This is a genomic window from Bacillus sp. EKM420B, assembly GCF_011065565.1.
Lineage (GTDB): Bacteria > Bacillota > Bacilli > Bacillales > Bacillaceae > Bacillus > Bacillus velezensis.
Genome location: NZ_JAAMNX010000005.1, coordinates 14,888 through 33,881 on the forward strand (window position 1 = coordinate 14,888; position 18,994 = coordinate 33,881).

The following is an 18,994-nucleotide window of genomic DNA, read 5'->3' on the forward strand; positions in this document are numbered from 1 at the left end:
GGCGGCTGTTTAATGGTTCCACTTGCGCTTTTTTGTATAATTCGTTTCATTTTGTTCTCCGTACGTTATATTCGCTTCTTTAATTAAATAGTGCGGGCGTTTTTTTGTTTCATAGTAAATCCGGCCGATGTATTCTCCGATGATGCCGAGACTCAAAAGCTGGATGCCCCCTAAAAACAGCACGGCGGAAATAATGGTGAAGTATCCGGGTACGGACACGCCGTGTGTCAGAATATGAACAAAGGTCGTTACAATATAAACCATCGACAGAAGCAATATCAGAATACCGGTGAAAAAGCATACCCTGAGGGGCTTGTTGTTGAAGGAGACGACACCGTCCATTCCGTAGTTGAACAGATTGCTGAATGACCATTTGGACGTGCCGTTCTTCCTTTCGACATTTTCATAAAATACGATTTTCTGGTCAAACCCGATCCAGCAGAACAGCCCTTTCGAGAAACGGTTCCCTTCACTCAGCTTCAAAAGGGCATCAACGGCCTGCCGGCTCAGCAGGCGGAAATCTCCGACCCCGTCACGCAGGTCCACTTCGACGGCTTTGTTGATAAATTTATAATACAGGGAAGAAAGCACGGAACGCACGGGGCTGTCCCCTTTTCGGTTGCGCTGCGCGATGACTTGGTCATACCCTTCTTCATAGCCTTGAATGAAGTCTTTCAGGAGATGGGTCGGATGCTGCAGATCGGCGTCCATCACGATTACCGCTTCGCCCTGCACGTGTTCAAATCCTGCCAGAATGGCCGCTTCTTTCCCGAAGTTGCGGGAAAAAGATATGTATTTGACGCGATGGTTTCTGGCGGCCAGTTCTTTAATCTGCTGAAGGGTGTCATCCGCGCTTCCGTCATTGATGTAGAAAATTTCATAGTCATAATGAATCGTCTGAAATTCTTTTTTTAAAGATTCATGGATGAGCTTGACGTTGTTCCCTTCATTGTAAGACGGAATAATAATTGAGATTAACCTTTGTTTCATGAAGGCACCTTCTTTGTATTATTCTTTTTTTAGGACGGCCTTAAAGGAATTGTCCGCAAAACTTCAGTAAGGCTTTTCCTTTTTTTAATGACGTTTAAACCCTTTTTTTGTTACAGGGAAAGAAATTTTTTTCTGCATATGATTTATATTTTGTCATGTTTTTCGGCAGATATGAGAAAAAAAAGAAAAAGTCTGTACGCGGGACAGACTTTATTGCTGAAGGTATTCATGAATCAAATGGCTGACGATGCGCGGTTTTTCGTGAATGACCCAATGTGAGGCATCATCTATGAAGATTAAGTCGCCGTTTGGAATCATCCGTTTTGTTTCCTTGGCGAGCTTTTTGCTCAGCGCGCGGTCGTTGACGCCCCATATTAACCGGTACGGAACGGGCATTTTAAGCGGAACGGCAGGGCCTAAACCGCCGGCTCTGATCGCCCGGTACCAGTTCAGCATCGCCGTGAGCGCTCCTTTTCTGCCCCATGCTTCTTTGTAGCTGTCGACATCTTCCCGTGAAAAAAGCGCCGGGCGTTCGGATAAGCCGATCGCGTGATCCAATACGCGGTAATCGTCTTCAGACAATCTCCGTTCCGGCTTTTCCGGAAGCTGAAAGAAAGCGATATAAGAGCTTTTCTTCCACTGCGGCGGGTAGAACGGTGTGACCTTTCGCATAACCGCCGGGTGCGGGATATTGACCGTGATCAATTTTTCAACGTATTGCGGCCGCGTGGATGCCAAATGCCAGGCCACGGCTCCTCCCCAATCGTGTCCGATGACGACGGCTTTGTCATCTGTAAAATGAGTGATCAGCCCGATAATGTCGTCTCTGAGCGTATCAATGGTATAGTTTTCAATGCCCTCCGGTTTGTCACTGAGATTATAGCCGCGCTGATCAGGCACGACAACATGGTATCCGGCATCCGCCAGCGGTTTGATCTGACTCTTCCAGCCGTACCAGAATTCCGGAAACCCGTGCAGCAGCACCGCCAAAGGACCGTCTTTCGGACCGGCTGAAGCCGTGTGCAGCGTCACTCCGTTTGTTTCGATCATGTGAAACGTAATGTCATTCATCGATTCTCCTCCCCGTTTGTTTCAGTCTTCTTTCTGTTAAAACGATGATCAGTACGCTGATCGCAATCAACAATACGGCCTGAACGATCAGGGCGAACGGCTGAGTCAGCCGGATAAGCAGGCTGCCCGCAAATCCAGCTGCCGCCGAAGTAAGGCCGAACAGAATCATGAGGAGCGCACTGAATCGATTGCCTTCTCTCCATTGCGACTCATCCGCCATAGAGCGCTTCGTCCGATATCCGTACAGGCTGCTGATCGACTTCGGCGGAAAAAATGTGACTGAAATGCCGGCCGCAGCCATCAGAAGGCCGCCGATTACCATTATCATATCCGTCACTCTCCTTTTCATCTTTTACGAAAGGAAAGGCGAAAGGTTTCAGAAAAAAAGCAGGCTCATTCGCCTGCCTGAATCTTTATTTTTGAGTTAAGTCGGCCGTTTTCACATAACCTGCTTTCCCGCCGTATGTGACGTACGCCCATTTACGGTCAAACCCTCCGTCATGGCTGAACCCCCAGCCGAGCACATTGACGGTTTCACCCGCTTTAACAGACCCTTTTTTGCCGGTTTCCAAAGTCGGCGTATAAAAATCGGTTTGTTTCGCGGTCACCGCCTTCACCGGCTGCTTCATCAGAAAATGCGTGGAAATATAGGCTTTGTGACCTTTGTAGTCAATTTCAGCCCAATCTGCTCCTTGAAGCCGTTTAACCTTTACGGAATCCTCTGAACGAAGCGTGCCGATAATCCGCCCTTGTTTATTGGGTTCTTTGCGGACGTTAAGTTCTCCTGCTTTCACGATATATGTATCTGCTGCGGTGTCTATTTTTGTCTGGTGAACTGCTGCGGCATTCGCTGCCGGATCAAAAAAAACGGTGCCTGCGGCTAAAAATAAGCAAAGTCCTGCGGCCGGAATAAATGCGGTTAACCCCTTTTTCATGTTCATTGTGGTTCCTCCCCGCTATTTTATAAGTTATTACACATTTCCACATTCTGCGGGTCGTCAAACATGATTTTCCCATTTCTTTTATAAAAAGAAAAAACCGCCGGACGGTATCCGGCGGGCGCACTGCTATATTAATGCAGGAGACCCCTGCTTTGATCCAAATAATGAGAAACGTCTTCCCGAACGCTCTGGAACATATGGAGCTTGCTGCCGTATGATTCGATCCATTCCTTGACGACGCGTTCCGTCATTTGCTCTCCTTGATACGGGCGGCCGGCTTTTGCGTAAGTCGCTTCGAAATCTCCCCATAAAAGCTCAACCCAAGTTCGCGCTTGCAAATAGCTTAGCATGTCATTTTTCTCAAGCAGCAAATTCGTCAGTTTGTCGATATATGTATTCATGTCTCTGTCTCCTTTCCTTGGGAAAACCTGCTGCTTTTACGCAGCTTGTCACAGGCATATACTAACTTTACGTCTTCAGTCCAGAAGGCGCAACCTTTTGATATTGGCCGAGGGGGAAAACAAATGGTCCGGAACAAGGCAAAAGGATTTCCTAATCAGAACAATAATAAGTTTGAAGGCGAACCGCGGGCAAAGGATGACTACGCTTCTAAACGGGCGGACGGTTCAATTAATTCGCACCCGCAAGAGCGCATGAGAGCTTCAGGCAGACGATAACACACACCGTAAGAGACCGGGAATGACCCGGTCTTTTTTTTGCGGAAAAAAACATCCTCTTGCGGTCATAACGCTAAATAAATTCCATAATATGTTAAATGTTAAAACAAAAGCCGGTAGACAAAAAAGGAGGGGTTTTATAAAATGAAGACAGTTTCAAAACGATTGCTGAGCCTTACCGCATTCTTACTGTCAGTTTCATTATTTGCTGTTTCAGCAGAAGCAGCGGGCAGCCCGCAGACATCTGTATCAAACAGCGGTGAGGAGTTTGACGCAAATCAGAATCAGCCTGTACAAACAACACAGACATCCCCCGCTTATGAAGGAACGGGCCTCACCAAAAGACAGCTTGCACAAAACAGCAAAGCTGACATCAAGTCATTAAAGCCTTCCAGTATTATTGGGACAGACGAACGAATCAGAATTTCTCCCACAACATCATTTCCATATCGCGCGACAGCACAGCTGACCGTTACATACAGCGGCAGCACAAGCACCTACGGATGCACCGGTTTTTTTGTCAATGCCGACACGATCGTTACGGCGGGACATTGCGTGTATGATCAGAAAAACGGCTGGGCATCGAAAATTACGGCAGCTCCCGGCCGCAACGGGTCATCGTACCCGTACGGCTCTTATTCAGGCAAGACATTCTACAGTGTCAAAGGGTGGACAGAAAACGGTGACACAAACTACGACTACGGCGCAATCAAAGTAAACGGGTCGCCCGGGAATACTGTCGGCTGGTACGGCTACCGGACGACCAACAGTTCCAGTCCGGCCGGGCTTTCCTCAACCGTGACAGGATATCCGTGCGACAAAGTGTCCGGTTCCATGTGGTCGGACAGCAAGCCGATACGTTCTGCCGAGACATATAAACTCACTTACACGACAGATACGTTCGGCTGCCAGAGCGGATCGCCCGTTTACCGCAATTACAGCGACACCGGCCAGACCGCCATTGCCATTCATACAAACGGCGGGTCGTCTTACAATCTGGGAACAAGGGTGACAAACAGTGTATTCGACAACATTCAATATTGGTCAAATCAATAAAGCTTTTGTTATCTTTCTCGCGGCGGCCGTTTTATGCGGATGCGGCAAAGCGGATGATTCCGCCGCCAAAAAAGCACTGCCCGTTACGCTCCATGTTGAGGATGCAGACGGTTCACCGGCTGCCGGTGTGACGGTTACCGTGATGAAAGCGGCGGAGTCAGATCATCAGCCCAATATAGACCGCGGAGAGATAATAGGCAAGACTGGTCACCACGGCGAGATTTCATGGAAAAGCGGCGCGAAAGGAACCTATGCCGTCGTTTTTGAAAAAGACGGAGTACCGGAAACCCGGAATATTTCCTTAGCTGAGAGCGATAAACATACGGTGATCAGCATTACATTGAAACACTGAAAAAAGCTTGCAGGCGGAATATCCCCTGCAAGCTTTTTGTTATCCTTTATGCACTTGGTATTCATAAACATCTTTCTTCTCAGACAGATGAGCGAACGTGGAAAGCACAAGGCCGAGAGCCGTCATCAGCGCACCGCCGGCAAACAGCCATGAGTAAGATCCCGTTCCCCCTAGAATCAATCCGCCGATCCAGGCGCCGAGCGCGTTTGCCAGGTTAAAGGCGGAAACGCTCACCGCAGCGGCTATTGTGGTGCCGTTTTCAGAGGAAGAAATAACCTTGGTCTGCAAAAGCGGCGGCGTGCCGAACGCACATGCGCCGAACAAAAATGTCGCTGAAACGGCGGCAGCGGGAAAAACAGCGATATAAGGGAAAATCGCCAAGACGCCGATCAGGCCGATCATCACACCGATCATCGTGCGCGTCAGCAGTTTGAGCGGCACTTTCCCCGCGAAGAAATTCCCCGCCACTCCGCCGAGACCGTAGGCAAATAACGCGCCTGTGATGCCGACTGTGCCGAACCCCGCTGAATCTCTTAAAATCGGCTCAATAAACGTGTAAGCGATAAATACGCCTGAGTAGCCGAGAATGGTGATCGCAAAGGAAAAAATCACTTGTTTATGCTTAAAGACACTCCATTCATTCATCAGCATCGGAATCACTTTCGGTTTCCGGTTCGGTACGACCAGCATCAGGCCGATCAGGCCGATCAGGCCTAAAACGGAAATAATGAAAAAGACGGCCCGCCAGTTAAGGGCATCCCCTAAATAAGAGCCGAACGGAACGCCGAGCATCAGCGCCACGGTTAATCCGCCGTTCATGGAAGCCGCGGCGGCGGAACGTTTTTCAGGCGGCACCATTTCACTCGCAAACACCATGGCGATCGCAAAAAAGGCTCCGTGAATGGATGCGGATAAAATTCTGGAAATCGCCAGTACGGCGAAGTTCGGCGCAAAGACGCTCATCAGGTTGGCAAGGACGAAGATGCCCATCAACCCTAGCAGCACCGGCTTTCTCGGCAGCTTAACCGCGATAATGGTTACGATCGGGCCCGTCAGGCAGACGCTTGCCGCGTACGCCGTAACAAGCATGCCCGCTGAAGATACATGTATATGAAAGTCATCGGCAATCGACGTCAGAATACCCATGACAGCATATTCCGTATACCCGATGGAAAATGTGCAAATCATTAAAACAAAAATCATTAATTTCACAGATGGCTGTTTCATTTTGATATTCAACGCAAATCGCCTCCTTTTTATTAAAAAACAACGAATTCCATCTTAAAAGATATCAAAAATGAATTCAATCATTTTTTACTGAAAGGTTGAAACGAATGTGCCCGAAAAGAAAAAGAGGCCGGAACCGGCCTCTTTTGTTATTATTTTTCTTTTAAAACGGAAATCGGCAGTGCTTCTTCCCCGTCAGACGGGGAAGATCTGTGTCCCCAGGCGAATACGCCGTTGATGTAATCAATGCGGAAAGTGTCATCAGAACCTTCTATCTGATACACCCCGCCGGGCCGAAAGTCTTCCGGGTTCAGCATGTAAGCTTTGGCCATCGTCATTTTCCGTTCAAGCACGGCCAGTTCATTTACAATGCCCATCTGTTCCGCTTTTCGCGCTTTTTCCGTCAGTCCCGCAATTTCTGTCTGTAGTTCATGAGGCGTCATTTGACTGTATCGTTTGTCCATTTCAGTTTACTCCTCTTCCTGCAAGAATTGATCAATATCGTCAATCGAGAATCCTTTTCTGAATAAGTACTGTTTGACCTTCATTCCGCTTTCATAGCTGCCGTCATAGCGGTATTTCCTGATCGCTTTTTCCGCATGAGCCTTCAGAGCTTCCATCTCGGCTTCATCATCATTTTCATACTCCGTCTGCTCCAGAGCGGCATTGATGACGTCAAAAGGGAAACCTTTTCGCTGAAGCTGCATCTGCGCCCGCTGTCTGATCTCTTTTGTGGACAGCTTTTTGTCTTTTTTGAGGATTTTGCCGATATGTTTCAGCGCTTCTTGTATCTGCTCATCAAATGTAAACGCGCTGAGCGTCTCCTTGATGGTATCGTCGTCTATTCCTTTCGCTTTCAGCTCGCGGAATAGGACGTCAGGGCCTTTGCCGTTTGTTTTTTTGTGGGTGCTCGCATAGGCTTCGGCAAATTCTTTGTCATTTAAGTAGCGGTAATCGTACAGTTTATGGATGACTTCAGAAATGACCATGTCCGGTGTTTCTTTTTTCTTCAGGTGATCCCGGACTTCTTTTTCAGACCGCATCCGATATGATAAAAATTCTACGGCGCGGTTAAAGGCTTTTTTCACGTCATCACCGTGCTGGATTTCAAGAATGTCAAGCTCGTCCAGTTCTTTCCCTTTTTTCAGGTCAAAACGCACAAGCACGTCGGCGTCGACGCTGAATGCATATTTCTCATCAAGAAAGACGTTGAAGCGCTCGGTATTTTTCTTTTGGGTCGATATTTTTGTAATAAACGGCATCCCGGTCTCCTTTCCCGCCCCGATGTTCAGGCGTTTTTCTTTTTGGCAAATGAGGTACAGTATATGTATCAACGTGTAAGGAGAGATGGATATGAATATCGCGATGACAGGCGGCACTGGTTTTCTGGGCCGGCATCTGACAGGTGTGTTTACCCGCCGGGGACATCATGTCTATATTTTATCAAGAAAACAGAGAGAAACCGAACAAAAAAATGTGACATATGTTCAATGGCTGGCCGAAAACGCGGCGCCTGAACGCGAGCTTCCCCCTATTGATGTATGGGTGAACCTCGCCGGCAAATCCATCTTTGACCGCTGGACGGACACAACGAAAGAACAAATCATCTCAAGCCGGGTAGAAGCGACGAGAGAAGTCAGACGGATTATGAAGCAGCAGCCGAAAAAACCCCGGGCTTTAATTCAGGCAAGCGCAGTCGGCATTTACGGCACAAGCACAGAGAAAACGTTCACTGAGCAGTCCGATACGTCAAATGAAGACTTTCTCAGTCATACGGCTCATATGTGGGAGCGTGAAGGCCAGAAAATTGAAGCGCTCGGCATCCGGACGGTATATGCCAGATTCGGGGTGATGCTCGGTGAAAAAGGCGCCCTGCCGCTCATGGTTCTTCCTTATAAGCTGTTAGCCGGAGGCACCGTCGGCTCTGGACGGCAGTGGCTGTCATGGGTTCATGTCGATGACGCCGCGGAACTTATTGCTTTTGCGGCGGAGCATGATGACTTGTCCGGTCCCATGAATGTAACATCGCCGAACCCCGTAGAAATGAAGCAATTCGGAAAGACCATCGCAAGCGTCCTGCACCGCCCCCATTGGATTCCCGTACCGGAATTTTTTCTGGAGAAGGCCTTGGGAGAAATGAGCCTGCTGATCGTAAAAGGCCAGCGCGCCCTGCCTAAGCAGGCGCTGACATCCGGTTTTCAATTTACGTATGAAGAACTTGAGTTGGCTTTAAAGGATATCTTATCTGCATAAAAACGGAAATAAAAGCCAATCCTATTGGTATTCTGTTTTGAAGGAGGGTCTTCTTTTATGGAAAAGAAGCGCGAAAAACATCAGCAGGGAGCCAATCTGAAAAAAATGCAGGAAGTCCTTTATTCCGGTGAATTCAAAAAAGCAGAAAGAGCAGCCAAACGGAAATAAACTGAATAAAGATCGGGACCGGGCAGATACTATGTTTGTTTGATATCACTTTTTTCAGGGGGCGATTGATATGGGCAGAAATCATACTCACAAAAACCGTGATAAAAACAAACAAAAACTTCCTCAAGTTCCGGATGCTTTGAAACGCGAAACAGACGGCACGTACGAGGAATATTCAAGCGAGCTTGCTGATTCTGCTGACCGCGAAGCGCAGGCGCGGATGAAAGCCGCTGACAACAGAGCTAAAAGCAAAACCCGCTAATACGAAATCCCCGCCTCTGTATAGAGACGGGGATTCTTTTACAACTCGGTAAACAGGCTTTTTGCCGGTGTCCGTACTTTCGCCTTAGGCTGTTCATCCGGATAGCCCGTTTGAATGATGGCGGCGAAGCGCTCATTGTCTGCAAGGCCGAAGTCTTGGTGCACCTGTTTGTCATACATGATGCGGCCGCTTTTCCAGACCATGCCGATGCCGTTTTCATGTGCGAGGAGCTGAAGGTTTTGAATCATGCCGCTCAGCGCCGCGAAATCATCGTTTCTCGTAAATTCATTTTCATCTTCTTTTAAGACGACCAGCAAAAATCCCGGAACGGCGCTGAGGTTTTTTCTCATGTTCCGCTCTTTTTCCTCGTTGAAATCATCTTTTATTTTTTTGAAAAATGAGACGTAGCTGTCCGCAAGCTTTGCTTTACCCGCTTCGCTTGCTGCGTAGATAAAACGCCATGGCTCCGTCAGTCTGTGGTTCGGCGCGTAAACGGCCGTTTCAAGCATATCTAATATGACTTCAGAAGGTACGGTTTCCGGCTTAAACGACCGGATGGATCTTCTGTTTCTGATTGTATGTGCAAGACTTTCGTTTTGCTGTAATTGTTCGGTTTTCGGCATGCCGATTCACCTTCCTATTCAATTGAAAATGATTATCATTTATAATATAACGGATACGACCGTCTTTTGTAAACCGTTAAGGAAGCTGAAAATTGATTGATTCTGCATACACGGCCGTTCCCGTCATCTCGATGTTCATCTTTTCGTTATCTTCTGTAATCCTGATTTCCACTTTTCCGTCTTTCCCGATTTCCTGGCCTTGTTCGATCGTGAGGCATTCGGCTTCAGAGCCTCCGTATTGCCGCATATAGGCTGCCATGACGCCTGAAGCGGTTCCCGTGACGGGATCTTCGGTCGTTCCGGAGAAAGGGGAAGAAAAATGACGGCCGTGCAGATCACTTTCCGAATGAACGGTTTCCAGAGAAAACGGATGAACGCTCGCTTTCGGAAGATCGCGCAAAACAGCGGGGAATTGTGCGTTGTCCGGCACCATATTCCGTGATGCTTGAAGTGATCTCAGCGGAACAATCAGTGTCCAGATCCCCGTTGATCCGTAAACAATCGGCAGCTCGCTGTGAAAATCCTCAGCCGTAATCCCGAGCGAGGCCGCAAGCTTTTCTTTGTCGCCCGTAAACGGCAGAAATTGCGGGGGTGCCTGTTCGAGCGTGATGTATACCCGGCCGTTTCGTTCAGCGGCTTTTGCGGGAAGAATACCGGCTTTTGTCTCAATTTGATATGTCTGATCAGCCTGAAGCCTTCCCTTTTCAATTAATGCGTAAAGAGAGGCGACGGTAGCATGTCCGCATAAATTCATTTCGTGGCCGGGTGTAAAATAGCGGATGCGCAGATCGGCTTCTCCGCTTTTGCAGAGAAATGAGGTTTCATTGTACCCTGCCAATTCGGCGATCATCTGCATCTCTTCATCTGAATAATCATCTCCGTTAAAGACGATTCCCGCGGGATTTCCCAAATCAGGAATATCGGTAAACGCTTCATATTTAAACACGGTTGCCTGTTTCATTCATCAGCCTTCCTTTCACCTTATGATCATGTTATTCAGTATAACAGAGTAAAATTAGAATTTTTAGTTAATTCTTCAAAAAAAAGACGCCTTTTAACGGCGTCTTTTTTTGGTTTTTCCGATCAGGCGGGTGACGAGAATCATCGTGACGGACAGCGATCTGTTTTTGCGGTACGCCAAGTATTTCCCGCGCCACTCCGGTTTGTATTTTTCTTTAAAGGCCCGCAGCCCGCTGAAGCTGTACATATACCGGACGTTGTTGAAAATGACGGCCGCGATTCTTTCCGACCAGAAAGATGTAAAAGCCGTTCCTACGTTTGACAAAGGCGCCATGCCCATATTGAAGGTGGTATAGCCTTTTTCCTGCGCCCAGAGAAACAGACGGATGAAAAGCGCGTCCATAATCCCGTTCGGCGCGCTTTTCCGATAACGCATCAAGTCGACTGATATCTCGCCTTCCTGATACATCGGCATCAGGTTGGCAAAAGCGATGATCTCCCCTTCCGCGTCTTTCACGTAAGCAATCGGCGCCTGTTCCAGATAATCCCGGTCGAAGAAACCGAGAGAAAAACCTTTCTCTTTTTTCGGTCCGAGCCATTCGTCCGAAATGTCTTTCAGCTTGGCTATAAACTCGGAGGCAAACGGCGGTTCCCCGACATGAAATGTGTAGCCTTCGCGGTCAAATTTGTTGTTAATCGCACGCAGCCCCGCTTTTTTCTTACCTGACAGCGTAAATGCTTCCATATCCACGAACGCCTCTTCTCCGAGCTTGAAGAAGTTATAGCCGAAGTCATGGTACAGCGCCAGATCTTCACGTTCGATCTGATAAAACATGACACTCAGCCCCTGCTTATGCGCTTCATTCAGAAATTCCTCAATCACAAGCGGAAAAGAGTCTCTCTGTCCTGACGGATCACCGAGCACGACAAGCCTTCTGGAAATCTGGCCGAACAATAAAAGCGCTTTGCCGTCGCTTGAGAAATAAAACCGCTTATCCCCGAGAAAGCCGAGATGGCTGAGGGCGTTTCCGCCTTCTTCCGCCAAAAAGGACTTCAGCCGTTCAGGATCGGCCTTTTCTCCGATCGGCTTCGATCTTTTATGATAAAAGACCGTAAACAAAAGGAAAAACAGCGGCACAACAATAATGGCCGTCATCGTGGCATATGTAATGTGCGAATTGTTATGAACGAAATAATCGTGGCGCAGCAGCCGATTCATTTTATCCCAAATAAAGCCGGCAATGAGATTGTAGTTAAACAAGGCGATAATAAACAGAGCGGCGGCAAAAATCATCTGGCCGAGCGTATACGATGCCTGCTCTCTGATAAACTGCCGCTTTAACAGCACCAGCAATACGATGACGACAGGCAGAATAAAGATCGCGCTGATGTTCAATCCTTTTAAGAAACTGAACACAAAACCGCCGACCAGCGCGGCGACCGCCATTGAATAAGAACGTTTCGTCCGTTTGTATAATTCAATCGGCAAGATTAAAAGAATCAAAGCCGCGCTTAACGATAACGCGTTAAACGCAAGGAGCGCCGGGCGCGGAATATGCGGGATGACCGTCTCCCTGTCAATCGGCAGGGCGACGGACGCCAGCACAACGACTCCCGCCATGAAAACCAGAAGCGACAGCGAACCGTAAAGCACTCTGATTAAGATGGCGCGCTGGAATACGAGAAGCACGTTCGTCGTTTCCACGGCGGGCGCCATCTTCGGATTTGATTCCAGCCGTTTAAGCGTATTTTCCGTTAAATCGCCGGCCGCAAAGAACAGCCCGAACACAAACGGAATAAATGAATACACAATCCGGTAGATGACGATGGATGTCACAACCGCCTCCTGCGGAAAGCCCATATTCTGCATGCCGAGCAGAAACAGAAGGTCAAACGAACCGAATCCTCCCGGCACAAGGCTGATGATTCCCCCGATAGCGGCAATGGCAAATACACCGAATACATGGCGGACATCCGCGTGAATCCCCATGACATACAGGGAATAATACATGACGACGGCCGCCGCAAACCATTCGGCAAACGATGCCCCGATGTAAGAAAAAACCGGATGCCTCGGTTTTGCTTCACCGTCTTCTGCGCCAGCTTTTTTATTGTTGATCCAAGCGGCGATTAAGGCTGCCGGCACAATAAGCGCCACTCCGGCGATTACAGCCCACAGCCACGGTTTCTCACCTGTAATCTCTCCGACCGGCAGAATGCGGGCAATGGTCAGGATACTGAAGACGGACAGCCCGAGCAGCGCTGAGGACGTAAGCCAGGCGATGCCTGCGACAAGGCGTTTTACGTCATTCGTATGCTCTTTGTAAAGCATCGTCCGCAGCCCGACGCCCGCCAGACCGCCGAATCCAAGGACATTGTTAAAGGAATTGGCGATAAAGGAGACCCTGAATACTTTCCAATTCGGAATGTTGAGGCGAAGCGTCCGTTTCAGCACAAAGTCATAAAAGGACATCGCGCTGACGGCAAGGAGGCCGAGCAGAACGAGAATAAATAAATCGTAACGCTCAATCCCGTTAATAATGTACAGCGTTCGTTTAAAAGAAAGGTCTGTCAATTCCTTTTTGGACTGATAAATGACTAAAAGCAAAACTGCAATAGGAAATAATACTTTTAATATCGATAAGGCATTCTTTTTAGTCAGCAATGTTCTCTCCAATCATCATAAAATAGCTTATTTATTATAATTCCCCCAATAATCTCCAACATATTATACACTACCACCTCACATTCAAACAAAACTCGTCTGCAACTTTCTTTCTCTGATTAAAATCAGTAATATGGTATGCAGGAGTATGAATGAGGAAGTGAGACGATGGATTATAATCTGCATGATACAACGGTATTAGGCGGCGATATTTTTTCTCGTGAGGAACGGGATATTTGGGTGCTGTACATGAAAGTGATGACCTCGGCGGGACTCGGCGATGTGTCGGAGTGGATGAAGCTTGATATGAGCATGCCGCAAATGAAGGTGCTGATGCTTCTGAACAACCACGGGACGCTTAAGGTGAGTGACATAGCGGAGAAAATGGGCGCTTCTCTTTCAAATACGACGGGGCTGCTTGACCGTTTAGAAAAATCATGTTTCATTACACGCGCTCCGTCAGAAGAAGACCGCCGTTCAGTCGTCGTTCAATTAACGGAAAACGCGAAAGATATTTTCCGCAGCCTTTATCAAAAAGGACATGTAAAATTGAAGCGTTCATTGGAAACGCTGACCGCTGAAGAAAAACAAACGGTCAATCAAGGACTTGCCATTTTGGCAAGAGCGCTTGATTCTTCCAAACAGGCATAGAGATGAAAAAGGCCTGCCGGTATCGGCGGCCTTTTTTTGTTTGACATTTAATTCACTTGAAGTGAATAATATATTCGAAGTGAACTAAAAACGGAAGGATTGATCAGTATGCCGGAGCCATTGCAAACAGAAAAAAACCAGAGCCGGGCCATCACTCTTTTTACGATCGGTGTGTTCATGGCGGCGCTGGACAACGGAATCATTTCCGCTGCTCTGACGACGATTAACAGCTCTTTTGATGTTTCTCCTTCATGGGGATCGTGGGGAGTGACCCTCTACACATTGGGACTCAGTGTCAGTGTGCCGATTGTCGGCAAGCTGTCGGACCGATACGGGCGGAAAAAACTGTTTATGATGGAAGTCGGCCTGTTCGGACTCGGCTCTTTGCTTGTCGCACTCAGTCAGAGCTTCCCGATGTTTTTGGCGGCACGGCTCATTCAGGCGCTTGGCGGCGGCGGAATTTTTATAATCGGGAGTTCGCATGTGCTGGCCGTGCTTCCGAAGGAGAAACAGGGGAAAGCTCTCGGGCTTTTAGGGGCGATGAACGGTATGGCGGCCGTCCTCGGACCGAATATCGGGAGCTTTTTGCTTGATGTAACCGGGACGTGGCATTGGCTGTTCTTGATTAACCTGCCGATTGCCGCCGCTTTGGTTGTATGCGGCGGTTTGTTTATCGCTGAAACGAAAGAGCCTGAGGCGAAACGGCTTGACCTCGCCGGCACAATGCTGCTGTCTCTTGCGATCTTATCTTGTATGATCGGTATCACGAATCTCGATGGGGCGAAGCTGTCAGAAAGCATAATGGACGTAAAGGTGTACGGGTATCTTTTGGGAGCGGCACTTCTCTTTCTGGTGCTGCTTAAGGTCGAAAAGCGGGTTGAAAACCGGGGGGGCGATCCGATTCTCGCCTACTCGCTGCTGCAAAATAAAGTGTTTCAATGGACGCTTGTCATCGGATTTTTATCGGGAGGGCTGCTCGCTGCGGTCATTTTTATTCCTTCTTATGCGGAGCAATATTTGCACGTATCGGCGGAGAAAGCGGGTTATTGGATGACGCCGCTTGCGTTGGCGTCAGGCATCGGAGCGTGGCTCGGCGGGGCGGTCACGGATAAAAAAGGACCGGTCTTCTCCGCGGTTGTATCAGGCGCCATCGCCTTTGCGGGCTTCAGCCTGTTTCCGTTGTGGGTGACGGATAAATGGGAATTTGTCACGGCGAGTGTCATTGCGGGGATCGGTTTCGGATTTCTGCTCGGGGCTCCGCTGAATGTGCTTGTATCAGAAACGGCGGGCCATAACAAAGGAACAGCGCTCGGCACGCTGTCACTCGTAAGGCAGGTCGGGCTGACGCTCGCTCCGGCTTTATATGCCGGCTTCATTACAGCGGGCTTTGACCGGATCGGAGAGGACATTAAAAACCGTTTAATGAAAAGCGGCATTCCCGCTGATCAGGCGCAAACGCCCGATATCGGCGGCGGACTTTCTTCGTTGCAGGAGCAGGTAAGCCGAATCCCCGTTCCCGCCGTCAAAAAAGCGGTTTCTGATGCGATTGAAGCGGGCATTTCCAGCGGCTACCACCATCTTTATACGGCAGCCGCCGTCATTTCATTATGCACGATTGTGTCTGCGGCTGTTTTGGCGTTTTTCCGGAAGCCGGCATCCTCTAAGACAGATGCCAGCCCATCCGCCGGGAAAGCTCAGTAATATGGGCGATGTGATGTTCAGAGTGCCAGACATATAGCCCGAGCGCTTGTTCCAGCGTAACCGTCTCTTTAGATACAGGATGGAAGTATGTCCGTTTGAATTGAGCTTCCGTCATGGAGCGCAAAAGAGCGGCCCATCTTCTGTGCAGGATTGTTAACAGCTCAAGCGTATCCCCGCAAGCGGCGGTTTTGGAATCATGAAGAGCGGCCCAGCCTTTTTCATCATAAGGACGGATTTCCGGTTCATTCTCCGTTAAGCTCAATTTAAACCGGGTATAGCCGTTCATGTGGCTGTCCGCCAGATGGTGAACCACTTGGCGGACAGTCCATCCCCCTTCGCGGTACGGCGTATCAAGCTGACTGTCCGACATCGCTCTGACAGCTTGTTTCAGTTTGGCCGGAGCGTGTTCCAGCGCATTGATCCATTCTTGTTTCTGTCCGGCAGAAATCGATTCAGCCGGCTGATATTCTCCAATCGGATAGCTGAGGGTTTGTTTTTCCATTTTTGTCTCTCTCCCGCTGCTCGTATTATGAAAGTATGATGGTGATGTCGCAGCCTTCCGCTTTCGCTTCACGAAAGACCTGAAGCACACTCTCGGCGCCTTTTTCTGTAAACTGCTTGCTTTGTTCAAACTGTCTCCATTCTAAAACGAGGGGGTACTCCACCCATCCGGTCAGACAGTCCCATAAAGCGTCAAGGTTTTCACCGTAGTACTCAGGAAGGGCAAGTTCCTTTTTCAATGTCTGGTGCAGGTCGCTCATACTTCTGATTTGCTCCCCGTTAATAACTGCTTTATTCATGCGCGGCTCCTTTCTCTTGATTTTATTCTATCAGTTTACCATTTTCCTCTTCAGAAGTGACCGCAGTCTGCCGCGGTTCCAGCTGAACGATTCCTTGCCCGCCGTCAACGGCCACCCTGTCCCCTGTTTTCAGTTTTGACGTTGCATTTCCGCACCCGACAACGGCAGGAATCCCCAGTTCCCGGGCGACGATCGCCGCGTGGGACAAAGGGGCGCCGACGTCCGTTATGATGGCAGCCGCTCTTGGAAAAAGCGGGGTCCAGCCTACATTGGTTGTCGACGTCACTAAAATTTCCCCCGCCGCAAAAGAATCCCCGTCTTCCGGAGCATCAAGAACACGGACAATGCCCTCCACTCTCCCGGCCGCTCCCGCGAAACCTTTTAAAGTATGCGCATCATCCGTTTCCGCAGGCATAAAAGCATCGTAATAATCCGCTCTTCTGTCAGGATCCTCAGCCCATTTAAACGGATTGAATCTTCCGTTAATAACGGATGGGAACGGCGGCAGTTTTTTATAGGTTTCATAGTTTTGCTTTCTCGCTTGAATCGACGCAACCGCCGGCTCTTTCCCCGCGAGCAGATCGGTTATTTCATGCAGATACAGAAAGAAAATATCGTCCTTCATGCCGGTCATTTCCGCCGCTCTGAGCGCGAATGCTCTGGCTGTCCGGTACACCCTGACAAATTCGGATCTGGTTGTTTCTCTCATATTCGCGTATTCTGACGCTTTTTCCATTTTGGCTTTGAGCCATTTGACCTTATGAGGAAACTTTTTTTCAAATCTTCGGAAGGCCTGTTCATGCGCCCGCTGCTGTTTCAAAAGCAGTTGTTCGGCATCAATACCCGACTCCTTGTGTTCTTTGATCTGCTTCGTCAGCCAATCCCGGTTTTCTCCCGGATGCGGTATGGAAAGTTCGTATTCATGCGGACCACGGTGGCCTTGGTTCCTGAGATATTCTTCCTCGCTCATACGGCCTTTCATGACTTGATCAATGCCGATAATCGGCTCCAGGCTGGCCAGTCCGCCTTTTCCCCTCAGATTGGAAAGCAGGAGATTCGCATCTTCTATGCCTGCGAGTTTTGTTAATTGAGAGGTTAACGACGAAGAGGATTGCGCAGAATCACGCCCGCCGGATATTAACGCAAACCACGCGTTGCATAAATACGGATAGATCTCATTGTTCCATATCGCTAATAATGCCCGCTCCGTTTCGGCGCGTTTCAGCTTTTCCTCAATATTCCGGCACCACTCCGGCGATTCGTCCAAGTAGGAGGACATGTTTTTTTTCGCTTGCTTCATTTTCGACAGATACGGTTTCAGTTTTTTCGGGATGATCTTCAAAAGTTCATACTTTGAGAACGGATATAAAGGAATCTTCATTTCCGCCGGGATTTCTCCCAATGTATCGCTCATCATTTTTCCAATTTTTCCGCCTTTCGGATTCAGACCGAAAGCGGCGAGAACGGAAAGAGGCTGGCTCATATTGTTATAGGCTCTGCCGCAAATATTGCCGGACCAGACATAATAGCCCGGAATGATGCCCGACTCTTCATCCAGATTCCGGAGGAGCGACCATGTCAGCGGCGTCATCACATCGGGAATCGCTTCTCCTATATTGGTGTTTGTCCATAAAAAATCACCGCTGAAAGAATCATTCCATTCATAGGTTTCCAGATTTCCGGCTTGTAAGGTCGTAATCGGGCGGGATTGAAGAATATACAATGTCCCGCCCGCGGCGGCCCATTCAATATCCTGCGGCCCTCCAAGATCTTTTTCCAGCTTTTTCGCCAGTTTATAGAGCTTTGACGCATATTTGCGAAATTCCCCGGGGCCGTCATATTTTTTCTTGGGCCGTGCCAGTTTAAAAGAATAGGCATCGGCTTCCCCGGAAACGAGCTGCTCCCCGAGACCGTAGACGTAATTGCCTGTCATCTCCCGCCTGCTCCCCGTAATCGGATCTGCGGTAAACAGCACTCCGGATATCTCAGACGGTATCATCAGCTGGATGACGATTGCGATTTCATGCTCATCTTCCATTCCCTGAACGGCGCTGTACGCTTTTACTCTTTCTGACTGTACCGACCGGCGGACTTCATCAATCGCCCTGGACATGTCTTGATCTGTTCTGACATTCAACACCGTATCGAATTCTCCGGCAAAGGAAGCCTGAGCGGAATCCTCGCTCAGCGCGGATGAGCGTACGGCAAACAACGCAGCTGCATGGCGGCTGCGGATGGAATTCACATATTGATCAACAGCCTCTCTCGCCTGATGGCGGAGCTGTCCGTCCTGAAAGGCTGACGGCAAAATCACAAACCCTTCAGGCACAGGGTACCCGCTTTGATACATTTTAGAGAGAATGCTTCCTTTTCCTCCCGCAAAGGAATAAAGTTCGGCCGGAAGTTCTCCGAATGTTTTGACACAGTCATTCATAATGTCCCCGCTCCTTTTTAGTCGTTCATCCAAGCTCACAGTTTTCTCTTTTTCACTTTTTTTGAAAGTATTTCCTATAAGTATACAATATATCGGTCTTCACAAGGGAGAAAAACGATGGCGTTATTTTGTCATAAATGCATCCCTCAAAACAGCCGCAGGC

The 18,994-nt window shown here is 48.8% G+C and carries 22 protein-coding genes; 8 read left to right on the plus strand and 14 right to left on the minus strand.

All coding sequences use genetic code 11. The features are described 5' to 3' along the window. Positions 1–9: 9 nt before the first annotated feature. The 5 genes from G9F48_RS15200 to G9F48_RS15220 form a co-directional block, all read right to left on the minus strand. Positions 10–990 carry a glycosyltransferase family 2 protein gene (locus G9F48_RS15200; RefSeq protein ID WP_003155484.1) on the minus strand — a complete coding sequence of 327 codons (981 nt, stop codon included), beginning with the start codon at positions 988–990 and terminating at the stop codon, positions 10–12. A 210-nt stretch (positions 991–1,200) separates the two neighbouring features. After that, positions 1,201–2,061: an alpha/beta fold hydrolase gene (locus tag G9F48_RS15205; protein ID WP_007408559.1), complete on the minus strand. Its 861-nt coding sequence runs from the start codon at positions 2,059–2,061 to the stop codon at positions 1,201–1,203. Then, complete coding sequence (locus G9F48_RS15210; protein ID WP_146283702.1) at positions 2,054–2,389, minus strand: SdpI family protein; 336 nt, start codon at positions 2,387–2,389, stop codon at positions 2,054–2,056. Before G9F48_RS15210 ends, G9F48_RS15205 begins: the two co-directional genes overlap by 8 nt. A gap of 85 nt (positions 2,390–2,474) precedes the next feature. Continuing rightward, the gene (locus G9F48_RS15215; protein ID WP_025854031.1) at positions 2,475–3,002 is read right to left on the minus strand and encodes an SH3 domain-containing protein; all 528 of its coding nucleotides are present in this window, start codon (positions 3,000–3,002) and stop codon (positions 2,475–2,477) included. Between the two features lie 131 nt (positions 3,003–3,133). Beyond that, a complete protein-coding gene (locus G9F48_RS15220; protein ID WP_003155492.1) occupies positions 3,134–3,403 on the minus strand; it encodes a YfhJ family protein in 270 nt (89 codons plus the stop codon). Between the two features lie 123 nt (positions 3,404–3,526). Here G9F48_RS15220 and G9F48_RS15225 point away from each other — a divergent pair, with 123 nt between their 5' ends. The 3 genes from G9F48_RS15225 to G9F48_RS15235 all read left to right on the plus strand — a co-directional run bounded on the left by G9F48_RS15225 (position 3,527) and on the right by G9F48_RS15235 (position 5,087). Continuing rightward, a complete protein-coding gene (locus G9F48_RS15225) occupies positions 3,527–3,679 on the plus strand; it encodes a small, acid-soluble spore protein K (protein ID WP_003155495.1) in 153 nt (50 codons plus the stop codon). Positions 3,680–3,823: 144 nt separating this feature from the next. Continuing rightward, complete coding sequence (locus tag G9F48_RS15230) at positions 3,824–4,735, plus strand: trypsin-like serine peptidase (protein WP_003155497.1); 912 nt, start codon at positions 3,824–3,826, stop codon at positions 4,733–4,735. Beyond that, entirely contained in the window at positions 4,698–5,087 is a 390-nt protein-coding gene (locus G9F48_RS15235; protein ID WP_165409723.1) for a DUF2606 family protein, read from the plus strand. Before G9F48_RS15230 ends, G9F48_RS15235 begins: the two co-directional genes overlap by 38 nt. Before the next feature lie 39 nt (positions 5,088–5,126). On the opposite strand, the gene G9F48_RS15240 is transcribed toward G9F48_RS15235, so the two are convergent. The 3 genes from G9F48_RS15240 to recX all read right to left on the minus strand — a co-directional run bounded on the left by G9F48_RS15240 (position 5,127) and on the right by recX (position 7,576). Beyond that, positions 5,127–6,320 (minus strand): MFS transporter, encoded by a 1,194-nt coding sequence (locus G9F48_RS15240; RefSeq protein ID WP_025650229.1) that lies wholly within the window; start codon positions 6,318–6,320, stop codon positions 5,127–5,129. A gap of 146 nt (positions 6,321–6,466) precedes the next feature. Then, the gene (locus G9F48_RS15245) at positions 6,467–6,778 is read right to left on the minus strand and encodes a YfhH family protein (protein WP_025650230.1); all 312 of its coding nucleotides are present in this window, start codon (positions 6,776–6,778) and stop codon (positions 6,467–6,469) included. Positions 6,779–6,784: 6 nt separating this feature from the next. Then, entirely contained in the window at positions 6,785–7,576 is a 792-nt protein-coding gene (gene recX, locus G9F48_RS15250; RefSeq protein ID WP_165409724.1) for a recombination regulator RecX, read from the minus strand. A 91-nt stretch (positions 7,577–7,667) separates the two neighbouring features. On the opposite strand from recX, the gene G9F48_RS15255 reads away from it, so the two are divergent. From G9F48_RS15255 to G9F48_RS15265, 3 genes are all read left to right on the plus strand, one after another. After that, positions 7,668–8,567 (plus strand): TIGR01777 family oxidoreductase, encoded by a 900-nt coding sequence (locus G9F48_RS15255; RefSeq protein WP_165409725.1) that lies wholly within the window; start codon positions 7,668–7,670, stop codon positions 8,565–8,567. Between the two features lie 57 nt (positions 8,568–8,624). After that, positions 8,625–8,735, plus strand: coding sequence for a YfhE family protein (locus G9F48_RS15260; protein WP_003155504.1), 111 nt, complete (start codon positions 8,625–8,627; stop codon positions 8,733–8,735). 70 nt (positions 8,736–8,805) lie between these two features. Continuing rightward, positions 8,806–8,997 (plus strand): YfhD family protein, encoded by a 192-nt coding sequence (locus G9F48_RS15265; RefSeq protein ID WP_003155508.1) that lies wholly within the window; start codon positions 8,806–8,808, stop codon positions 8,995–8,997. Between the two features lie 38 nt (positions 8,998–9,035). Here the strand turns inward: G9F48_RS15265 and G9F48_RS15270 are convergent, their stop codons facing one another. From G9F48_RS15270 to mprF, 3 genes are all read right to left on the minus strand, one after another. Continuing rightward, positions 9,036–9,620, minus strand: a complete 585-nt coding sequence (locus tag G9F48_RS15270; protein WP_165409726.1) for a nitroreductase family protein — start codon at positions 9,618–9,620, stop codon at positions 9,036–9,038. Between the two features lie 76 nt (positions 9,621–9,696). Beyond that, on the minus strand, positions 9,697–10,581 hold the full coding sequence (locus G9F48_RS15275; protein ID WP_165409727.1) for a PhzF family phenazine biosynthesis isomerase: 885 nt from the start codon (positions 10,579–10,581) through the stop codon (positions 9,697–9,699). A gap of 93 nt (positions 10,582–10,674) precedes the next feature. Beyond that, positions 10,675–13,245 (minus strand): bifunctional lysylphosphatidylglycerol flippase/synthetase MprF, encoded by a 2,571-nt coding sequence (mprF, locus tag G9F48_RS15280; protein WP_165409728.1) that lies wholly within the window; start codon positions 13,243–13,245, stop codon positions 10,675–10,677. 168 nt (positions 13,246–13,413) lie between these two features. On the opposite strand from mprF, the gene G9F48_RS15285 reads away from it, so the two are divergent. Next, on the plus strand, positions 13,414–13,896 hold the full coding sequence (locus G9F48_RS15285) for a MarR family transcriptional regulator (protein ID WP_165409729.1): 483 nt from the start codon (positions 13,414–13,416) through the stop codon (positions 13,894–13,896). Positions 13,897–14,004: 108 nt separating this feature from the next. Beyond that, positions 14,005–15,597 carry an MFS transporter gene (locus G9F48_RS15290; protein WP_165409730.1) on the plus strand — a complete coding sequence of 531 codons (1,593 nt, stop codon included), beginning with the start codon at positions 14,005–14,007 and terminating at the stop codon, positions 15,595–15,597. On the opposite strand, the gene bstA is transcribed toward G9F48_RS15290, so the two are convergent. From bstA to G9F48_RS15305, 3 genes are read right to left on the minus strand one after another with little or no spacing between them, the layout of a single operon-like run. Then, entirely contained in the window at positions 15,557–16,099 is a 543-nt protein-coding gene (gene bstA, locus G9F48_RS15295; RefSeq protein ID WP_165409731.1) for a bacillithiol transferase BstA, read from the minus strand. The genes G9F48_RS15290 and bstA overlap by 41 nt on opposite strands. Positions 16,100–16,124: 25 nt before the next feature. Further along, positions 16,125–16,397 carry a ribonuclease inhibitor Barstar gene (locus tag G9F48_RS15300; RefSeq protein WP_156736103.1) on the minus strand — a complete coding sequence of 91 codons (273 nt, stop codon included), beginning with the start codon at positions 16,395–16,397 and terminating at the stop codon, positions 16,125–16,127. 22 nt (positions 16,398–16,419) lie between these two features. Then, on the minus strand, positions 16,420–18,831 hold the full coding sequence (locus tag G9F48_RS15305; RefSeq protein WP_165409732.1) for a PEP/pyruvate-binding domain-containing protein: 2,412 nt from the start codon (positions 18,829–18,831) through the stop codon (positions 16,420–16,422). Between the last annotated feature and the right edge of the window lie 163 nt (positions 18,832–18,994).

Bases quoted from the DNA above. Each gene is read 5' to 3' on its own strand.
- G9F48_RS15200 (WP_003155484.1), bottom strand. From the start codon at position 990: ATGAAACAAAGGTTAATCTCAATTATTATTCCGTCTTACAATGAAGGG.
- G9F48_RS15255 (WP_165409725.1), top strand. From the start codon at position 7,668: ATGAATATCGCGATGACAGGCGGCACTGGTTTTCTGGGCCGGCATCTG.
- G9F48_RS15300 (WP_156736103.1), bottom strand. From the start codon at position 16,397: ATGAATAAAGCAGTTATTAACGGGGAGCAAATCAGAAGTATGAGCGAC.
- G9F48_RS15265 (WP_003155508.1), top strand. From the start codon at position 8,806: ATGGGCAGAAATCATACTCACAAAAACCGTGATAAAAACAAACAAAAA.
- G9F48_RS15230 (WP_003155497.1), top strand. From the start codon at position 3,824: ATGAAGACAGTTTCAAAACGATTGCTGAGCCTTACCGCATTCTTACTG.
- G9F48_RS15260 (WP_003155504.1), top strand. From the start codon at position 8,625: ATGGAAAAGAAGCGCGAAAAACATCAGCAGGGAGCCAATCTGAAAAAA.
- G9F48_RS15205 (WP_007408559.1), bottom strand. From the start codon at position 2,061: ATGAATGACATTACGTTTCACATGATCGAAACAAACGGAGTGACGCTG.
- G9F48_RS15215 (WP_025854031.1), bottom strand. From the start codon at position 3,002: ATGAACATGAAAAAGGGGTTAACCGCATTTATTCCGGCCGCAGGACTT.
- G9F48_RS15290 (WP_165409730.1), top strand. From the start codon at position 14,005: ATGCCGGAGCCATTGCAAACAGAAAAAAACCAGAGCCGGGCCATCACT.
- G9F48_RS15285 (WP_165409729.1), top strand. From the start codon at position 13,414: ATGGATTATAATCTGCATGATACAACGGTATTAGGCGGCGATATTTTT.
- G9F48_RS15245 (WP_025650230.1), bottom strand. From the start codon at position 6,778: ATGGACAAACGATACAGTCAAATGACGCCTCATGAACTACAGACAGAA.
- G9F48_RS15220 (WP_003155492.1), bottom strand. From the start codon at position 3,403: ATGAATACATATATCGACAAACTGACGAATTTGCTGCTTGAGAAAAAT.
- G9F48_RS15210 (WP_146283702.1), bottom strand. From the start codon at position 2,389: ATGATAATGGTAATCGGCGGCCTTCTGATGGCTGCGGCCGGCATTTCA.
- G9F48_RS15270 (WP_165409726.1), bottom strand. From the start codon at position 9,620: ATGCCGAAAACCGAACAATTACAGCAAAACGAAAGTCTTGCACATACA.
- G9F48_RS15225 (WP_003155495.1), top strand. From the start codon at position 3,527: ATGGTCCGGAACAAGGCAAAAGGATTTCCTAATCAGAACAATAATAAG.
- G9F48_RS15305 (WP_165409732.1), bottom strand. From the start codon at position 18,831: ATGAATGACTGTGTCAAAACATTCGGAGAACTTCCGGCCGAACTTTAT.
- bstA (WP_165409731.1), bottom strand. From the start codon at position 16,099: ATGGAAAAACAAACCCTCAGCTATCCGATTGGAGAATATCAGCCGGCT.
- G9F48_RS15275 (WP_165409727.1), bottom strand. From the start codon at position 10,581: ATGAAACAGGCAACCGTGTTTAAATATGAAGCGTTTACCGATATTCCT.
- recX (WP_165409724.1), bottom strand. From the start codon at position 7,576: ATGCCGTTTATTACAAAAATATCGACCCAAAAGAAAAATACCGAGCGC.